This is a genomic window from Pseudoprevotella muciniphila (assembly GCF_003265305.2).
Lineage (GTDB): Bacteria > Bacteroidota > Bacteroidia > Bacteroidales > Bacteroidaceae > Alloprevotella > Alloprevotella muciniphila.
In genome coordinates this window covers 278480-297268 of the sequence record NZ_CP033459.1, presented here as the reverse complement: position 1 = coordinate 297268, position 18789 = coordinate 278480, and the positions used below count along the sequence as shown (strand labels likewise).

The 18789-nt window shown below is 43.9% G+C and carries 17 protein-coding genes and 1 tRNA gene; 11 read left to right on the top strand and 7 right to left on the bottom strand.

Translation table 11 applies throughout. The annotated features are described in order from the left end of the window. Positions 1-4 precede the first annotated feature (4 nt). Together C7Y71_RS01230 and C7Y71_RS01225 are read left to right on the top strand one after the other, a co-directional pair. Positions 5-1246 carry a DUF4421 domain-containing protein gene (locus C7Y71_RS01230; RefSeq protein WP_146739362.1) on the top strand — a complete coding sequence of 414 codons (1242 nt, stop codon included), beginning with the start codon at positions 5-7 and terminating at the stop codon, positions 1244-1246. A 27-nt stretch (positions 1247-1273) separates the two neighbouring features. Then, a complete protein-coding gene (locus tag C7Y71_RS01225) occupies positions 1274-1867 on the top strand; it encodes a uracil-DNA glycosylase family protein (protein ID WP_111897867.1) in 594 nt (197 codons plus the stop codon). Between the two features lie 11 nt (positions 1868-1878). Here C7Y71_RS01225 and C7Y71_RS12095 read toward each other — a convergent pair whose 3' ends face one another. The 4 genes from C7Y71_RS12095 to C7Y71_RS01210 form a co-directional block, all read right to left on the bottom strand. Continuing rightward, complete coding sequence (locus C7Y71_RS12095) at positions 1879-2007, bottom strand: hypothetical protein (protein WP_262883955.1); 129 nt, start codon at positions 2005-2007, stop codon at positions 1879-1881. A 355-nt stretch (positions 2008-2362) separates the two neighbouring features. Continuing rightward, positions 2363-3220 (bottom strand): hypothetical protein, encoded by an 858-nt coding sequence (locus C7Y71_RS01220; protein ID WP_146739363.1) that lies wholly within the window; start codon positions 3218-3220, stop codon positions 2363-2365. 290 nt (positions 3221-3510) lie between these two features. Continuing rightward, entirely contained in the window at positions 3511-4389 is an 879-nt protein-coding gene (locus tag C7Y71_RS01215; RefSeq protein WP_111897869.1) for a nucleoside phosphorylase, read from the bottom strand. A gap of 12 nt (positions 4390-4401) precedes the next feature. Then, the gene (locus tag C7Y71_RS01210) at positions 4402-5586 is read right to left on the bottom strand and encodes a hypothetical protein (RefSeq protein WP_146739364.1); all 1185 of its coding nucleotides are present in this window, start codon (positions 5584-5586) and stop codon (positions 4402-4404) included. Positions 5587-6258: 672 nt separating this feature from the next. On the opposite strand from C7Y71_RS01210, the gene C7Y71_RS01205 reads away from it, so the two are divergent. The 6 genes from C7Y71_RS01205 to C7Y71_RS01180 all read left to right on the top strand — a co-directional run bounded on the left by C7Y71_RS01205 (position 6259) and on the right by C7Y71_RS01180 (position 13163). Further along, positions 6259-7329 carry a restriction endonuclease subunit S gene (locus tag C7Y71_RS01205; protein ID WP_111897871.1) on the top strand — a complete coding sequence of 357 codons (1071 nt, stop codon included), beginning with the start codon at positions 6259-6261 and terminating at the stop codon, positions 7327-7329. A gap of 100 nt (positions 7330-7429) precedes the next feature. Further along, positions 7430-11242 (top strand): DNA polymerase III subunit alpha, encoded by a 3813-nt coding sequence (dnaE, locus tag C7Y71_RS01200; RefSeq protein WP_111897872.1) that lies wholly within the window; start codon positions 7430-7432, stop codon positions 11240-11242. Between the two features lie 83 nt (positions 11243-11325). Further along, a complete protein-coding gene (trxA, locus tag C7Y71_RS01195; RefSeq protein ID WP_111897873.1) occupies positions 11326-11640 on the top strand; it encodes a thioredoxin in 315 nt (104 codons plus the stop codon). 79 nt (positions 11641-11719) lie between these two features. Next, complete coding sequence (locus C7Y71_RS01190) at positions 11720-12043, top strand: hypothetical protein (RefSeq protein WP_111897874.1); 324 nt, start codon at positions 11720-11722, stop codon at positions 12041-12043. Between the two features lie 10 nt (positions 12044-12053). Continuing rightward, a complete protein-coding gene (locus C7Y71_RS01185) occupies positions 12054-12731 on the top strand; it encodes a DUF4827 domain-containing protein (protein WP_111897934.1) in 678 nt (225 codons plus the stop codon). A gap of 66 nt (positions 12732-12797) precedes the next feature. After that, positions 12798-13163: a hypothetical protein gene (locus C7Y71_RS01180; RefSeq protein WP_111897875.1), complete on the top strand. Its 366-nt coding sequence runs from the start codon at positions 12798-12800 to the stop codon at positions 13161-13163. Positions 13164-13205: 42 nt separating this feature from the next. On the opposite strand, the gene C7Y71_RS01175 is transcribed toward C7Y71_RS01180, so the two are convergent. After that, positions 13206-13280 (bottom strand) — tRNA-Pro (locus C7Y71_RS01175). An 83-nt stretch (positions 13281-13363) separates the two neighbouring features. Here C7Y71_RS01175 and C7Y71_RS01170 point away from each other — a divergent pair. Beyond that, complete coding sequence (locus tag C7Y71_RS01170) at positions 13364-14449, top strand: glycoside hydrolase family 10 protein (protein ID WP_111897876.1); 1086 nt, start codon at positions 13364-13366, stop codon at positions 14447-14449. A 7-nt stretch (positions 14450-14456) separates the two neighbouring features. Here the strand turns inward: C7Y71_RS01170 and C7Y71_RS01165 are convergent, their stop codons facing one another. Further along, positions 14457-15767, bottom strand: coding sequence for a DEAD/DEAH box helicase (locus tag C7Y71_RS01165; RefSeq protein WP_111897877.1), 1311 nt, complete (start codon positions 15765-15767; stop codon positions 14457-14459). 87 nt (positions 15768-15854) lie between these two features. Continuing rightward, complete coding sequence (gene proS / locus C7Y71_RS01160; RefSeq protein ID WP_111897878.1) at positions 15855-17336, bottom strand: proline--tRNA ligase; 1482 nt, start codon at positions 17334-17336, stop codon at positions 15855-15857. 143 nt (positions 17337-17479) lie between these two features. Between proS and tsaB the strand changes: the two genes are divergently transcribed. Together tsaB and C7Y71_RS01150 are read left to right on the top strand one after the other, a co-directional pair. Further along, positions 17480-18190 carry a tRNA (adenosine(37)-N6)-threonylcarbamoyltransferase complex dimerization subunit type 1 TsaB gene (gene tsaB, locus C7Y71_RS01155; protein ID WP_111897879.1) on the top strand — a complete coding sequence of 237 codons (711 nt, stop codon included), beginning with the start codon at positions 17480-17482 and terminating at the stop codon, positions 18188-18190. Positions 18191-18208: 18 nt separating this feature from the next. After that, positions 18209-18787, top strand: coding sequence for a DUF4290 domain-containing protein (locus C7Y71_RS01150; protein ID WP_111897880.1), 579 nt, complete (start codon positions 18209-18211; stop codon positions 18785-18787). Positions 18788-18789 lie beyond the last annotated feature (2 nt).

The window sequence follows — 18789 nt, the reverse complement described above, 5'->3', positions numbered from 1 at the left end:
AAACATGTCTATCGCCACTATCAGGACAGTTGCTGCACTGATTGCAGTGTTTTTCTCATGTGTTTTGACAATGCATGGGCAGGATGTACGTGGCGACAGTCTGGTTGGCGATAAAAACAATCAGAACAGCGTCGCATCTTTCTCTGATCCGAAAGAATCATTGACAGTAAGCGACACAATACCCGAAAAAATACCCAAAAAGCGCAGAAAGTCAATCAACGAGTTTATAGAAGGATGGCAAAGAGATTTTGAAAAGACATTCGACGACATCGACGAGACATGGATTGAACCTAATTTCTACAACTATTCGTTCATGCTCCAGAACACGAATGTTTACCAGTCTTACTATATAAGAGCGGGAAACGATAACGGCAGGAAACAGAGCATACAACTCAATCCTACTGCTGCATTCCGCATAGGTCCTTACTTTGGCTGGAGATGGTTGTTCTTGGGTTATACTTTCGACGTAGCAAGACCGCAAAAGGCAGGCAAACAGACAGAATTCACCCTGAGCCTTTACAGTTCAAGGATAGGATTTGATTTTGTATATGTAAAGAACAACGGCAACTACACCATAGGCCATGTCAGTGGGTTTGATTCTCTTAAGACCAATGTAAGGGGCGTGAAATTCAATGGCATGCGCAACAACACACTGAGTTTCAACCTCTACTATGTTTTCAATCATAAACATTTCTCCTACCCCGCTGCATTCAGTCAGAGCACCATACAGCGCAAAAGCTGCGGCTCGTGGATGCTTGGCTTGAGATACGACAAACAGAAGTGTACGTTCAATCATGAATTGCTACCACCTGAACTCAGAGGAGAAAATGACGAGTACCTGATGGATGAGTTGAAGAACACGGGATACGACTACCAAAACTACAACATCAGTTTTGGATATGGCTATAACTGGGTGTGCGCCCGTAATCTGCTTCTGGCTGTATCCGTAATGCCATCGCTCGGATACAGACACACTAAAGGGCAGTCGCATAACGAGTCGCTCCAGACTGTTACTAAGAACATGTGGATGGACGTTCGTAACCTGAATGTAGATGTCGTTTCAAGGTTAGGATTCGTATGGAACACAAGCCGATGGTATGTCGGTACGTCCGTGGTCAACCATCTTTTCAACTATGGCAAATCCAACTATTCAGTAACTAATGCCTTAACCTACTTTAATGTGTATGCCGGTATCAATTTCTACAAGAAAAAGAAATACCATAAGAACGGAGAACGCAGGTGGTAGCAGGGTTTTGTAGATACAGCATTTCTTATGTCGATTACGGAAGAACATATCATTGAAGAACATCCATTCGAACCATTCTTGCCGAAGCATGCAAAGTTGCTGATGCTTGGCAGTTTTCCACCGCAGGAAAAACGATGGAAAATGAAATTCTACTATCCCAATTTCAACAACGATATGTGGCGGATTTTCGGCTTGATTTATTTCAACGATGCCAGCCATTTCATTGATACCGAACAAAAACTGTTCAAAGAAACGGAATTGGTGTTTTTTTTGAATACAATCGGCGTAGCATTATACGACACGGCAGAAGCAGTTATACGCTTACAAGGTAATGCCGCTGACAAAGACCTTGAAGTGGTGCGCCCGACGGATGTTGATGCACTTTTGAACAAGTTGCCGCTATGTAGGGCTATTGTTACGACCGGCCAGAAAGCAACCGACACCATTTGTCAGCACTATGGCATAAACCATCTGCCAAAGATGGGCGATTACACCGAATTCAGTGCCGAAGGCAGGGCCATGAAACTTTACAGGTTGCCGAGCAGTAGCAGGGCATACCCCATGAAACTCGAAAAGAAGGCTGCTTTTTACAAAGAAATGCTTAATGAAATAGGATTGTAAAACGGAAAACATCATTTCACTTTCATGGTGTTCACAGCGTTCACGATGTTCACGGCGTTCACAGTGTTCACAGCGTTCACGGTGTTCATGCGTTCACGGTGTTCACACTCCTCAAGCGTGAACGCGTGAACACTTGACACAAAATATCAGTTAAAAGATTAATTATCAATTATTTAACCTTTATAATAGATTATATGTTAATCAATTTGAGAATTTAAGAATTATTATTTTTAGAATTATTATTTTCTGTACAACCAACTCTTTCAGTTCATACACATCAAGTTTTTTTTTGAGAATAAATTCTATAATTTTTGGCATACGCTCAACAATACGTCTGTTATTCTTGAAAATAAAAAAAGGAAATTATATAGGGTTTGACCCCTGTTGTTTTTAGGAATAATATAAGAATCTGTTATCTTTCATTTTTTTTATCATTAGTCAAGGATTGATTGAATTAAAAAAGTTTACCTAAAAATTAACAACATCTTAAACTTTTTATAATGTGAATGGTTCAACATTGACTATGGAATGTCTTGGGATGTTGTCATTTGTGAAAATAGCACGATGTGATAATGGATCACAATAAAATTTAACATCTTGTGGTATTTTTGATACATCTATTGTTATGAGTATGTGTTCTTTAGTTTCTTTTTGGTTTAAAGTGTTGCAATTAGAATTTCTTTCAGTTTGTACATTTTTTAAAACATTAATTTGTTGTGAATTTAGATTATCACCAACCATCAAAAATGTTCTATCAGGATATAAGAAGAGAGTGTTTTTAGATTTGGGTATTAAACCACATCTCATTACCTTATCTTGAAAGATTTTAGGTGAACTGTGATACAAGTAACGATAATTCTGTCTAACCATTGTAGTAACATCTTGACTAAATTTTGGCTCAAAACAAAAAAACAAATAATTTGTATTATGAATTTGTGTTGGTTTTTGGTTATTAAAGTACCCACAAGTTTGGAAATCATGTTTAATATCTCCTAATGTGTTACTATCAATTGTGTTTCTAAGAATTATGGTTATAATATCAACATCAACAATCCCATTATTTATAGGTGAAACACGTACTTGACGGTTATCCAATCCATATTTTCTTACTATATAATTTATAGTCTTATCTATTGGGTAAGTCTTTATTAAACCTTCATCAATCATTGTATTATATATATCATAAGAATTTATATTATCGAAGGTTTTTATGTATTCTCTCACATCAGGTATTTCACCATCAATACGTGCTGAACCACTATTCCTTTTTTCTAATGATTTTAAAAATTCATTTATAGCATTTTGAATTGCTTTGTTGATTATTTGTTCTTTTGAAATATTTTTGTTGTTCATATAGTTTATTATTGTTATTTTGGTCAAGCCCTATATAATTGCCTAAAAAAACTATTGTTGTCTGATAAAAATTCATGTGTAATATATATCGGACAAATAGCGTGAACACCTGTTTATTTACATAAACACTTGATATTCAGTTTGTTACTTGATAATTTAAGCGAAAGTGTTCACGCGTTCACGCTTGAGGAGTGTGAACACCGTGAACGCATGAACACCGTGAACGCCATGAACGCTGTGAACGCCATGAACATCGTGAACACTTTGGTATCAGATGACAAACTGTTTGTTCAAATCCTGTCGAGCACGATTTGTATGAGATGGTCTATGGTGTTCTTATAGCCTGTGTTGGCGCGGTGTGCCACTCTGTTGGCTATGACCATGCAGCAAGTCATGGCGCGGTGGCCCAACAGCCTTGACAGACCTGCTACGGCACTACTTTCCATCTCAAAATTCGTGATTTTCAGCCCTTTGTGCTCAAACGACATGATTTTTTCGTTCTGGTGCGGGTCTGCCAAAGGAATGCGCAACTCGCGTCCCTGAGGTCCGAAAAATCCGCCGCATGCCACGGTGATTCCTCTTACCATATCATCACCTGCCACGCGTTCTGTCAGTTCTGCATTGGCATCAATAACGTAAGGATGCTGTATGCACTGATTACCAGTCCACTGCATGTGCTTGATGAAAGCGTCTTCCAGTTCAAGGTCGCAAACATCGTTTCTTCCGCCGTAGAAGTTGAGCAAACCGTCGAAACCGATGCTCTTTACGGAGGCGATGAACGTGCCTTCGGGAACAGTCTCCTGCAACCCTCCGCAGGTGCCGATTCTCACGATGTCGAGCATACGCAGTTGGTCTTTCTCTTCACGTGTCTGAAAGTCGATATTGGCGAGTGCGTCGAGTTCGTTGAGTACTATGTCTATGTTGTCGCAACCGATACCCGTACTCAGCACGGTTATCCTCTTGCCGTTGTATGTTCCCGTAATGGAATGGAACTCGCGGTTTTCTACATCACATTCCTTTTCCTCAAAATGAGCGGCAACTGTAGGTACACGTCCCGGATCGCCTACGAGGATGACCTTGTCTGCGAGTTCTTCCGGCTTCAGATGGAGATGAAATACTGAATTGTCGTCGTTGATTATCAACTCTGAGGGTTCAAAATACTTTTTCATAATATGCTGTTTTTAGATTTTTATTTCTGCCTGACGTATGTTTATAAGCATCGTCGCTATTGTTGTTTCAAGTTTATCCACTTCACTTTCAATCGACAGTATCTCTTTCCTTAACTGGTCGGACGGTGCGTTGTGATAGGCTTTGCGCTTTTCTTCAAGTATTCTCGCCTTATCGATCAACATCGCTTCCTGTTTCCTGAGATCTGCGGCAATTCTCCTGGCATTAGGGCTTTTTAGTTCAGAATCATTGGAACAGACCACGTCATCCGTAATTACAATTCTGCCAGAAGTATTCACTGTTGCCCTGTCGCTGGTTTTCTGCTTGATTGCCTGGCGTAAATCATTCAAATGCTGACTGGCGTGGTCGTTTGAAAGAGAGTCTGATTTGAGTTGACATGTACTGGCAAATACCTTTCGGCTTTCATTATCAACATCTTGAAGGAACTTTATGCTGTCGCCTTCCACAAAGGTATATACGCGTACATAGCCTTTAGGTGTGTTGCGGTCGGTAGCAAACTTGCCATAGCGCAACGTTTCGTCCCATACGAAGAGAAAATCGTTCCAGGGAGAATTAAAGGGTAAACCAAGATTGACGCCATTGCTGAACTTTCCCGTCGTTTCATCGAAACAGGAAACAAGGATGTCATAACCTCCGAGCGTGTGCTCGTTCTGAACACTATAGTACATCGTCCTGCCATCAGCAGAAAGGTATGGGAAATTCACCTGCTCCGACTCATGCTCAAACTCAGGCAACATGACCGGACGGCTCCAGGCATCAGAACCAATTCTTACCGACTCTGCCATCTTCAGAAAGCCTTTCTCATCGACAGTCGGTATTAAACGACGCGTACGGTCGGAATTTTCAAAGACAGAAGAAAAGCATTTGTTGTTACTTCGTATGGTTATCGTAAAGTCTTGGTAGAGTTCCGGCAAGCGGCTGTACTCTATGACTGCGCTGTCAACAATCATGACATTGCTTACCCTGCCCATCAGCGCCTGCCCCAGTTCGTTTCTAAACAACTTCGCCCGCATGGCTTCCGTGTCCTGCCCTTTCGTTTTTGCTTCTGCCATATCCTTGACTATCGACTTTACGTTGCCATCAAAGTCATATTCATCAATTTGTACGTTATTCTGCGATGACAAAGATGAAGACGTAAGGATGGCGAGGCATAGGAATATGCCTCTGACCCGGTGCACTGTTATGTGATATCGTTCAAGCATAAGCGGTTTGTATCGCAAAAATAATAATTATTTCTTTTTTGGCAAACTGTAACACTCTGTCGCACTGTTTCAGAACGCGAAGGACGCGGATTAAACGGACATTGCCGCTCAGACTTGGATTATTGCCATTACATCGCTCGGCAAGGACACTGGCCTTGCGACGGACTGTATAAATTAGGGGGTGAATGCTTATTGTTTTCTATTGGTGTCCGGTAATATTTTCGAGAACTCTGCCGCAAGTCTGTTTGCGTAGGTGCTTTTAGGATGAGCAGAGTTATGAGGGGCTTACGCTTTGACTTTGATATATCATTTTCTGCACGCTGATTAGGCTGAAAGCCTTACTGCTTATAGCCCAAGGAACGCCTTGGGTATGTGGACGTATGAGTATTTGCGTCCTGAAAGGACAAAAGCCATATTATTTTTCAATACTGATCTCGTTCTGCTTTTGCACTTACAGTGCGCCATTGCCATTGACCTTATCCCCCAGGGCGTTGCCCTGTGCTATGGGCTTTACGGACTTTCAGCCCGTTTTAGCGGACAAGAATAAGTTTTGCGGACAACAATAATTGTTTTCAAATTATTTCGTATTTTTGCGATAAGCAAAAAACAGCAAATGTTAACATGAAAGACTATAACTGTTCGGAATAAATGAAAGAGAATTGGATATATAGGAAACTTGAAGAAAGCATTGAGAAGGTGAAGTATACGACTAAAGTTCAATCTTCTGACTACAAAGGAAAAGGCCTCTATCCTATCATTTCTCAAGAAGATGATATGATTTCTGGCTATTGGGATAATGGTTCTGATGTATTTAAGGTCAATAAACCTGTGGTGATATTTGGCGACCACACTAGAACATTGAAATATATAGATTTTGATTTTGTTCTTGGGGCAGATGGAGTTAAGATACTACAACCGATAGACAAATTAAATGCCAAGTTTTTCTTATATTATTTGAAATGGTGCAAAATACCAAGTTTAGGATATTCACGCCATTATAAACTCCTTAAAGAAATACAAATCCCCATCCCTCCTCTTCCCGTTCAGGAGCGTATAGTATCTGAACTTGACCTTCTTTCGGGCATCATCGAGAAGAAAAAGGAACAACTCAAAGAATATGAACAACTCGCACAAGCCATATTCTATGATATGTTTGGTGACCCTGTAATGAATGAAAAGGGATGGGAAATTAAGAAATTAGAGGAAGTATCTACTCTTATAAATGGCAGAGCATATAAGCAAGACGAACTATTAGATGAAGGAAAGTATAAGGTTCTAAGAGTTGGCAATTTCTTTACCAATAGCAATTACTATTATTCTGATTTGGAATTAGAAGATAACAAGTATTGCGACAATGGAGATTTGTTATTTGCGTGGTCTGCTTCATTTGGTGCTTTTATTTGGAATGGAGAAAAAGTCATTTATCACTATCATATATGGAAAGTTATGTTTGATGAGGAGCAACTTAACAAAATGTTTTATTGTTATTTGCTAAACACTATGACTAATACCTTTATGAACGATGTTCATGGCATAGGAATGGTTCATTTAACAAAGCATGGTATGGAACAGTATAATTTGCCTCTCCCCCCTCTCCACCTCCAACAGCAATTTGCGAAGAAGATAGAGGCAATAGAGAAGCAAAAGGAACTGATTAAGCAATCCGTAAAGGAGACAGAAACCCTGTTCAACAGCCGAATGGACTACTATTTTGGCTGAATGCAACATGTGGGAATTCAGACAATGTTTTTTCTTTCAACCGTCTTGATTATTGCGTGGAATTTGTTATCTTCGCAGTCGATTATTATTCAGAAAAACAATGCAAGATTTCGTTCATCTTCACGTACATACACAATACTCCATACTTGATGGCCAGGCGTCTATACAGAAACTGATAGACAAGGCTGTAAAGGATGGTATGCGGGGCTTTGCCGTTACCGACCACGGAAACATGATGGGCATCAAGGAATTCTTTGATGTCAGCATGAAAACGCGCAACAAGGGTGCTGCACTGCTGAAAGAAGCAAAGGAGAAACTGGAAACGCTACAGCAACAAGGCGCTGGCGAGGCAGCAATAGAAGAAGTGAGAAACCAAATCGCCAAGCACGAACGGCAGGCAAACTTTATGCCCATCTTCGGATGTGAGATGTACGTGGCGCGGCGTGACATGAAAACCAAAGAAACCAAAGAGGACATGGGTGGTAACCACCTGATTGTGCTGGCAAAAAACAGCACAGGCTACCACAATCTTGTAAAACTCGTGTCCAACGCCTGGGTGGACGGCTATTACATGCGTCCGCGCACGGACCATGCTGAGTTGGAAAAATATCATGAGGGGCTCATTGTATGCTCTGCATGTGTGGCAGGCGAGGTGCCTAATAAAATCTTAAACGACGACATAAAAGGGGCTGAGGAAAGTGTGCTGTGGTTCAAAAAGGTATTTGGCGACGACTATTATCTCGAACTTCAGAGACACAAGGTAACCGACCCGCAACAGCGTGCCAACCGCGAGGCATACGAGTTGCAGTCCAAAGTAAATCCTGTACTCATCGACCTCGCAAGCAAACACAACATCAAACTCATCTGCAGCAACGACGTTCACTTTGTTGACGAAGAGAATGCCGATGCACACGACCTTCTCATCTGTCTGAGTACCGGCAAGGACCTCAACGACCCCAACCGCATGCTCTACAGCAAACAGGAATGGTTCAAGACACGTGCGGAGATGAATGCCATCTTCAGCGATGTGCCCGAAGCACTGTCGAATACCATAGAAGTCATAAACAAGGTGGAGTTTTACGACATCAACCACGCACCCATTATGCCGAACTTCGAGATTCCTGAAGACTTCGGCACAGAGGAAGGCTATCGCGCAAAACTGACAGAAGAAGACCTCTTCAAAGAATTTACGTGCGACGAGAATGGCAATGTGATTATGTCGGAGGAAGAAGGGCGCAAAAAGATTTCAAAACTCGGCGGATACGACAAACTCTACCGCATCAAACTCGAAGCCGACTATCTCGGCAAGTTGGCATACGAGGGCGCTAAACGGAGATATGGCGAGCCTATCCCTGACAATGTGGCAGAGCAGGTGAAGTTCGAGTTGCACATCATGAAGACGATGGGCTTCCCGGGCTACTTCCTTATTGTTCAGGACTACATAGCAGCCGCCCGAAATGAACTGGACGTGAGTGTAGGTCCCGGACGTGGCAGTGCGGCAGGCAGTGTCGTGGCATATTGTCTGGGCATCACTCAGGTTGACCCCATCAAGTACGACCTGCTGTTTGAGCGCTTCCTGAATCCCGACCGTATATCGCTTCCTGATATTGACGTAGATTTCGACGACGACGGCAGAGACCGTGTCCTGCAATGGGTAACCGACAAGTATGGCGCAGAAAACGTGGCGCATATCATCACGTTTGGCACGATGCAGACGAAAATGGCCATCAAGGACGTGGCACGCGTGGAGAAACTACCACTTTCTGTCAGCAACGAACTGTGCAAACAAATTCCTGACAGACTGCCCAACGGTCCCGACGGTAAGCCAACAAAGATGAATTTAGAGAATGTCGTGAAGTACGTACCTGAGTTTCAAAGAGCAGAAGCGTCCGACAACCCGTTGCTCCGCGACACAATCCGCTATGCCAAGATGCTCGAAGGCAATGTGCGCAACACAGGCGTACATGCCTGCGGCTTTATCATCTGCCGCGACAAGATCAGCGACTGGGTGCCAGTGAGTGTTGCCGCAGACAAGGGAGGAGAGAAACTCCACTGTACGCAATACGAAGGAAAAGTCATCGAGGACACGGGACTTATCAAGATGGACTTTCTCGGGCTCAAGACGCTGAGCATCATCAAAGAAACCCTGAGCAACATCAAGGACAGTCTCGGTGTGGAAATAGACATTGAAAACATCGATATTGAAGACCCTGCCACATACCAACTCTACTGCGACGGCAGCACCATCGGTACTTTCCAGTTTGAATCGACAGGTATGCAGCGCTATCTGCGCGAACTTCAACCTTCCACATTCGAGGACCTCATTGCCATGAATGCGTTGTATCGCCCCGGACCTATGGCATACATACCGCAGTTTATTGCGAGGAAACAAGGGAAAGAGGCTATAGTGTACGACCTCGACTGCATGGAGGACTACCTCAAAGACACGTACGGCATCACGGTGTATCAGGAGCAGGTGATGCTTCTGTCGAGAAAGATTGCCAACTTCACGCGTGGCGAGAGCGACACCCTGCGTAAAGCAATGGGTAAGAAGTTGATTAACAAGTTGAACGAAATGTATCCAAAGTTCATTTCCGGCGGAAAATCAAACGGTCATGACGAGAAAACTTTGGAAAAAATCTGGAACGACTGGCGCGCCTTTGCTTCCTACGCCTTCAACAAGAGCCACGCCACATGCTATTCGTGGGTGGCTTATCAGACCGCTTATCTGAAAGCCCACTACCCTGCTCATTACATGGCAGCCGTCATGAGTCGCAACCTCGACAACATCTCTGAGATATCAAAACTGATGGACGAATGCAAAATAATGGGTATTCGCACTTTGTCGCCAGACGTGAATGAGAGCCGGCGCAAATTCAGTGTCAACGAAAACGGCGACATACGTTTCGGACTCGCTGCCATTAAAGGCGTGGGAAGCGGCGCAGCAGATGCCATCATAGAAGAACGCCTGAAGAATGGTCCATACAACTCTCCATACGAATTTATGGAAAGGTGTAATTTCAGTGCCGTCAACCGTAAGAGTATAGAAAGTCTGGTTCTTGCAGGTGCTTTCGACAGTTTCTCCGAATACAAACGTGAACAATATGTCACACCTGCCCCGAAAGGCGGCGATTTCCTTGATGTGCTCATCAGATATGGCAACCATTTCCAGCAGGACAAGCAAAATCAGCAACAATCGCTCTTTGGCACAAATGCCATAGAAGTGGCGCATCCTCCATTTCCAGAAGAATATGCCACATGGAGCGACCTTGAAAGACTAAACAAAGAAAAGGACCTTATTGGTATCTTTATTTCAAGCCATCCGCTTCAGGAATACAAAGTCATCGTTGAGAAAGTTTGCAACACACGCTTTTCTCAGATTGACAACTTAGCGGCTTTGAAGAAACAAGACGTAACACTTGGCGGCATTGTAACATCCGTCAAAAGCGGCAATGACAGGAACGGCCGCCCTTATGGCATAGCAAAACTGGAAGATTTCGAAGGATCCGGAGAACTGAAACTCTGGGGCGAGGACTGGGCACGCTGGGGCGGATATATGACGATTGGCAGTTATCTGTTTGTCAGAGCAAAGGTGATGCAGAAACGCTTTGGTAACGATTTGTTCCTGCAAATCAACGACATAAAATACATGAGCGACATCAAATCTACAGCAATAAACGACATCACCATACACCTGAACCTCAACAATGCTGATGCATCCACAATAACAGAACTGTCGTCCATATTGAAAGAACATAAGGGCGATGTGCCGCTCTACTTCTCTGTCTCCGGCATGGAGACGACACACCCCGTTCTGCTCAGGTCGGGCAACTTGTCAGTGGACGTTACGGGACACTTCGTTGACAAACTCGACATGATTAACGGCATAAAATATACTATAAACGAAAGATAGAGCCACCTTTCTGTTTATGGTACGATATTTGCAGATAATGATAATAACAAACTTATAATCAAATTTCTAATAATAACAAGACAATGAAACAGACATTTACAGACGCAAATTTTGAAAGCATTCTGGCAGGTAACTTACCTGTAGTAATAGACTTTAGCGCCACATGGTGCGGACCATGCAGAATGGTCGGTCCTATCATCGATGAACTCGCTGATGAATACGAAGGCAAAGTGAATATCGGTGCCTGCGACGTTGACGAGAACACCGAACTCGCAGCACAATATGGCGTTCGCAACATTCCCACAATACTTTTCATCAAAAACGGAGAGGTTGTTGACAAACAAGTGGGTGCTGCAGCAAAATCTGTTTTCGAAGAGAAAATTCAGAATCTGCTTTGATTCTGAACATATCCTGAACATCTGAACACTCAGGAATAATCTGGAAAAGAATATTTACGTGCCAAATAATCAAACTGTTATGAATACTGACGACGATATCCTCCAAGGCGCAGCAGAAGATGCCAACGTAGTGAGTTACATACAGGATCACCTGCCTGCAGAACTGAAGGACAAATTCTCCGACGAGCAACTCTATTACATCATAGACGTTATAGCCGAATACTATGCGGAAAAAGGCATATTCGACAACGACGAAGATGGCTACGTTGACGTAAACATCGACGAAGTGGCTGAATACGTTGCACAGAAAGCCCAAAAAGAAAACTTCTGCACATTCAGCTCAGACGACCTCGTTGCTGTGGTAGAAGCAGAATTGGACTTCGAAGAACAGTTGGAAGAATAGACTAATGAACATGAACAAACTCCTGAAAACACTTCTTTTCGCCCTGCCTTTGCTCGCATTCATTACGTCATGCAAAGACGATGACGACAGTTATGCAGAACTGCGCGAAAGAGAGCGAAAACTGGTTTCTGCATTCATCAAGAATGGGTGCGAGGTGAACGATGCCAACAGTATCAGCCTGAGCGTGAAACCAATAAAGGTAATTTCTCTCGACACGTTCATTGCCAACGACAGTACAACAAATGTTTCGGAAAATGAATATGTCTATTTCCCGACGACTGGGCTCTACATGCAGATTGTGCGTAAAGGCACCGGCGAACCGCTCAAGCAAGGCGAATCGGCAACTGTAATCTGCCGCTACATAGAATACAACATCGGTGGCGACTCTATTCAGAGTACAAACCGCTCATTGCTCTATGCAGCCATGCCGGAAGTGCTCAACGTAACCAATAATTACGGCACATTGAGCGGCACCTTTACAAGTGGAGTGATGTTGAGTTATTATGGATCATCCGTACCTTCTGGATGGCTCACGCCAATCAACTACATCAACCTCGGACGCCTTACGAATAAAGATGACGAATTAGCGCTTGTCAGGGTAATTGTGCCGAGCACCATCGGACAATCCAACCAAAGCAGTTCAGTCTATCCTTGCTTCTTCGAAATCAGTTACCAACGAGGAAGATAAGAACATACTATTTAATAAGCCAGTGCATTCATGTTGCACTGGCTTACTTAATGACATTCTGCAACGATGATTATCCTCAGAACCAAATGGTTTCCTAAAAAGAAGTATATTGCTTTCGCATTCTTCTACTTCATCTTTGTCCGTCATGGCACAAAGTTGACCGAAAACGTCATCAGGCACGAAACCATCCATTGGCGACAGGAAGTGGAATTGCTCTTTATATTCAACTATCTGCTCTATTCGCTCGAATATCTCATTCGCATCATAGCCGAATGCCGGAAAGGCGGCAGACTGTGGCCCACAAGGAAAATGGTAGATGCTGCCTATCGCAACATCTCTTTTGAAAGAGAGGCTTACAGAAACGAATACAATAAAAACTATCTGAAGACACGAAGACCTTATTCCTGGATAAAATACATCAGAAAAAAATAAAACTGAATACCAAACCATTGATATTCAGTCATTTTTATTCAGTCGGGGTGAAAGGATTCGAACCTTCGCCCCCCTGCTCCCAAAGCAGGTGCGCTAACCGGACTGCGCTACACCCCGTGGTGCTTTTTCAAAAAGCGTTGCAAAATTATGATAAAATTTTTAATTTTGCGTAGTTTTATCAAAATATTTAGTTTTAAATCATGAAAAAAATCTTTCTGACTGCTTTTTTGCTGCTTTTTCCTGCGCTATTGACAGCAAATGCTGATGTATATATCTGGATGGGCTGGAACGACGACTGTGATGCCGAATATCTTCATAAAGCATTTTCAAAGTTTAAGACACATGGCGTTAAGGGTGTGTGTTTCAATGCAGGGTTTGACACAGACCGCATAAAACTTGCCGCTTCTGTTGCAAAACAGTCGGGTCTGGAGTACCATGCCTGGATACCCTGTATGCTGCAGAGCGACTGTCCGCATGAATGGTATGCCGTCAACCGCCTTGGCGAAAGTGCAGATGAAAAGCCTGCATACGTACCTTATTACAAAAGTCTTGACCCAAACAATGCTGATGTGCAACAGTTCTTGGTTGATAAGTATGCAGAAGTGGCGAAGATTTCCGACGTTGACTATATACAGTTGGATTATATCCGCTATGTAGATGTGATACTTGCCAAAGGACTGTGGAAGAAATATGGGCTGGTGATGAATGAGGAATATCCACCTGCTGACTATTGCTACTGCGATTATTGTACGTCAGACTTCAAGCAAAAGACAGGGATAGACATCAAGAGCGTCAGCGACCCGTCGAAATGCAAGGCGTGGCTTGCGTATCGTTGCAATGTTGTTACATCGCTTGTGAATATGATTTCAGAGGCGGTTCATCGCGAAGGTAAAAAAATAAGTGCTGACGTGTTTCCTTATCCCAGAGATTATGCCATTCCCATGGTGCGCCAGGAATGGGACAAGTGGGATGTTGACGCCTTCTTTCCGATGAATTATAACGACTTCTACCTTGAACCAGCCAAGTGGGTGGGGAATGTTACGCGTAAGGAAGTTAAATTACTGAAGGGGAAAGCGCCGCTGTACAGCGGTCTGTTCGTTTGTGAGGATTGGCGTAACAAAAGCAACATTGCCGACCCTGAGGGTTGGGGTTTGTCGCCTGAAGAACTAAAAACGGCTGTTCGGGGCGCCTTCAAGGCGGGTGCCAGCGGTATTTGCCTTTTCAGTGCATCAAGCATGACAGACGAGCATTGGGCTGCATTGGACGAAGTACTTGCCCAACCTTAACACCACCCTACTTCCGCATCAATTCTATCAGGGTTTTCTTACCTTTGATTTTCTGACCGGCTATGCTCTTGAGCAAATTGTCGGTTTTTTGTTTGTTTATAGCAACATAGATATGGTTAGTGCCAACTTCTATTTCGCCAATGTCATCTTTTGACAAATTGCCTGCCTGGCAGAGAAAACCCACGATATCTCCCTTGCCCAACTTGTCCTTCTTGCCTCGTCCTATATAAAGAGCAGCAAATTCTGGCGGATATACTAAAATACTGTCTGTGTGTAAGTTGTAAGTTTCAGTGTTGCTTATATATGCCGGGATTGTTTCCTCAGGCGTTATGATGGCAAAGGCTTTTCCTGTTGAGGTCCAGCGTTCCGTCCTGCCGTTTCTGTGCACGAAGGCTTTTTCATCGTGCGGCAACTGGAAATGTATAACGGCTGTTACATCAGGGATATCCATGCCGCGTGCCGCAAGGTCGGTAGATACAAGGATGTTGCTGCAGTTGCTCCTGAATTTGTAGAGTGCTCTTTCTCTGTCGCGCTGTTCCATTCCGCCATGATAAGTCTCGGCAAAAAAGTGTTTTGATTTGAGGTTGCGCCCCACCCTGTCAGCGTCTTCACGTTGCGAAACAAATACAATCGTCTTGCTGTCTTGAAGTTCGCTCAGTAATAATGCCAGTGTGTTTAATCTGTCGTATTCAGTGGTATAGACGACATTTACTGTCTTTGATGTCTTCTTGGTGGCAGTAAAATCCAGTGTAACGAGCGGTTGTGGCTGGTGCGGGAAAAATGTGTTGGGTATATTGGTCGATGTAGCGGAAGTAAAGACATATTGCTCAACTGATTGCAGGCTTTGCGAAATGCTTTGCAAGTCGTCCTTAAATCCCAATTCAAGGCATTTGTCGTATTCATCAATGACGAGTAGTCCGACATTAGCCGTTTCTATGTTTCCTCTCTGCAGATGGTCGAGAAAACGTCCTGGTGTAGCGAAGATGACTTGTGGCGAAAAGTCTTTTAATTTTCGCTGTTCTTCAGTTGCAGAATGACCACCACAGAGGGTTGTCGCCCTTAATCCCGATTTTAACTTAAAAAAGAAATCAAAGGTCTGCAACGCCAGTTCTCTTGAAGGAAGGATGACTACCGCCTGCAAATGCGTCACGTCGGTCGAGAGCCTATCGAGCATCGGACAGAGGTATGCCAGCGTCTTACCTGTCCCTGTAGGCGAAAGAAGGACAACGCTTTTGCCTTGTCCTATCTCATGGCAAGCCGTCTCCTGCATTTCGCTCAAAGCCGTAATGCCTATTGATTGCAGTTCTTCCCGTACCAACTTACTTTTAATAAAAATTCAGAGTATTCTGAATGTTCCGAATAATCTGAATATTCTGAATACCCTGAAAACCGTCAACTATCAACTCTAATAACTTCTTGCTATGATGGCTTTGCATGTAGCGGGTTTTCCGCTTACCATGTCTGTGCCTGGATTGCTCTGGTCATATCCGAAAGGAATGCAGCGCACTGTGGCTTGCGTTTCTTCCTTGATTTTTGCCTCCGTTTCGGCAGTGCCGTCCCAGGGGCAGAGGAAGAATCCACCGTCAACGATACGTTTCTTGAAGTCTTCGTAGTCGTTACACTCGTAGATATGACTGTCAAGATAGTCTTTCGCTTTTTTGAAGATATTCTTTTGTATTTCGTCGAGTAGTTGTTTTACGTATTCTTCAATGCCTTCAAAGTCGCGCGTTTCCTTTTCGAGAGTATCGCGACGCATTACCTCGATGGTGCCGTTCTTGAGGTCGTTGCCACCCATCACCAAGCGCACGGGCACACCTTTCAGTTCGTAGTCTGCAAATTTGAAGCCAGGACGCTTGTTGTCGGCATTGTCATATTTCACACTGACGCCCATCTTCCGCAGTCGGTCAGCAAGTGCGCCAAGTTTTTCGTCGAAGATAGCCTTTTCGTCACCTTTGTAAATAGGAACGATTACCACCTGTATGGGTGCAAGGTTCGGAGGCAGTACGAGTCCGTTGTCATCGCTGTGTGTCATCACGAGTGCTCCCATGAGACGCGTGCTTACACCCCAACTTGTTGCCCAGGCATAGTCGAGTTTGTTTTCCTTATCTACAAACTGCACATTGAACGCCTTTCCGAAGTTTTGTCCGAGGAAATGGCTCGTACCACTCTGTAGTGCCTTTCCGTCTTGCATCATTGCCTCGATGGTATAGGTATCCAGTGCACCAGCGAAGCGTTCTGTGGCACTCTTCACGCCTACAACGAGAGGAATTGCCATATAGTTCTCCACGAAATCGGCATAGACATGTATCATCTGCTTGGTGCGCTCTTCTGCTTCTTCGCGTGTGGCATGGGCGGTATGGCCTTCCTGCCAGAGGAATTCGCTTGTGCGCAGGAACAGACGCGTACGCATCTCCCAGCGCATCACGTTGCACCACTGGTTGCAAAGCACAGGCAGGTCGCGCCATGAATGGATCCACTTCCTGTATGTATTCCAGATGGTCGTCTCGCTCGTCGGGCGTATGATGAGTTCTTCTTCAAGTTTTGCCGCAGGGTCAACCACTACGCCATCGCCATCTTCATTGGCTTTCAGTCGATAGTGAGTCACCACGGCGCATTCCTTGGCAAAGCCTTCCACATGTTCTGCCTCTTTCGAAAGGAAGGATTTTGGTATCAGCAAGGGGAAATACACATTCTGCACGCCTGTCTCCTTGAATTTCTTGTCGAGTTCCTGCTGTATTTTTTCCCAGATGGCATATCCGTACGGCTTGATGACCATACATCCGCGCACGTCGCTTTGTTCAGCAAGGTCCGCCTTTACAACGAGTTCATTATACCACTGAGAATAGTTTTCACTCCTTTTTGTGAGGTTTTTGAGTTCTTTTGCCATAATAATGCGCTTATATTTATTTTGAAACGCAAAATTACGCAAATGCCATTGAAATAGCAACTGTTTTGGAGAATTTCTTTTTCAACGGAGTATCAATGAAAGTGGAATTATTTTATTTTTTTGTGTTATCTTTGCAAATTGATATGTCTTGTATATTGCACATAGAAACATCTACTGACATTTGTTCTGTAGCACTGAGTGAGAACGGCGCATGCATTTTCAAGCAGGAGAGTACAGAGGAGCGCAACCATGCCCGTTTGGTAGCGCCTTATGCTGACGAAGCCATTTCCTTTGCAGACAGTCATGCCATACCATTGGATGCCGTAGCAGTAAGCATGGGACCAGGTTCGTACACTGGGCTGCGTATCGGTGTGAGTGTAGCAAAAGGCATTTGCTATGCCCGCGACCTGAAACTAATTGCTCTTCCCACACTGAAAGTGATGTGCGTGCCTATCCTGCTGCGCGACGAACTGCCTGAAGATGCCTGGCTCTGCCCAATGATTGACGCACGCAGGATGGAAGTTTATTCCTGCATTTACGACAGATCACTAAAAGAGATGCGTCCGATATGTGCTGAGGTCATCACAGCCGACAGTTTTAAGGAAGAACTGACTGAGCACCCGGTCTATTTCTTCGGCGATGGTGCAAAGAAATGCCAGTCTCTTATCAATCATGCTAATGCGCATTTCATTGAAGGCATCGTTCCCAAGGCAAAACACATGTTCCCATTGGCAGAGCAAGCATTTGTGCGTGAGCATTTTGAAGATGTGGCTTACTTTGAGCCATATTACCTCAAGCAATTCGTGCCAGGACAGCCCAAATCGGTTTTAAGTGCTTTACGCAAGGACAAATAAATACGACAATTATATAATATGGAATATAATACCACCAGAGAAAAATTAGTGCTACCCGAATATGGGCGCAATATTCAGCAGATGGCACGACAAGCCGTTTCTATAGAAAACCGCGACGACAGACGTGCTTACGCGCAACTGATAATCCACCTGATGCGCAACCTCAATCCTCAGACGAAAAACAATCCTGATAACGAGCGTAAACTCTGGGACCATCTGGCACTCATGACAGATTACCAACTCGACATAGACTATCCATACGAGATACAACATCAGGAAGAAAAGACAGAGGCGCCTAAGGTGGCTTACCCTGCACATGGCATCAGAATGAGACACTACGGCAACATCATAGAACGCTGGATAAAACAGGTGTCGGAGATGGAAGGCGGTCCTGAACGCGAAGAACTGACACTGTTTCTTGCCAACAGGATGAAGCGCCACTTGGTAGAATGGAAAGGCGACGGTGTGAGCGACGAAAAGGTGGCATACGATTTGGAAAATCTAAGCGATGGCGCTTTGAAGATAGACGTAAGAAAACATCGACTAAGCGAATTCAAGAAGACACAACAGTCCAACCAAAATCAGAAAAAGAAATAAAA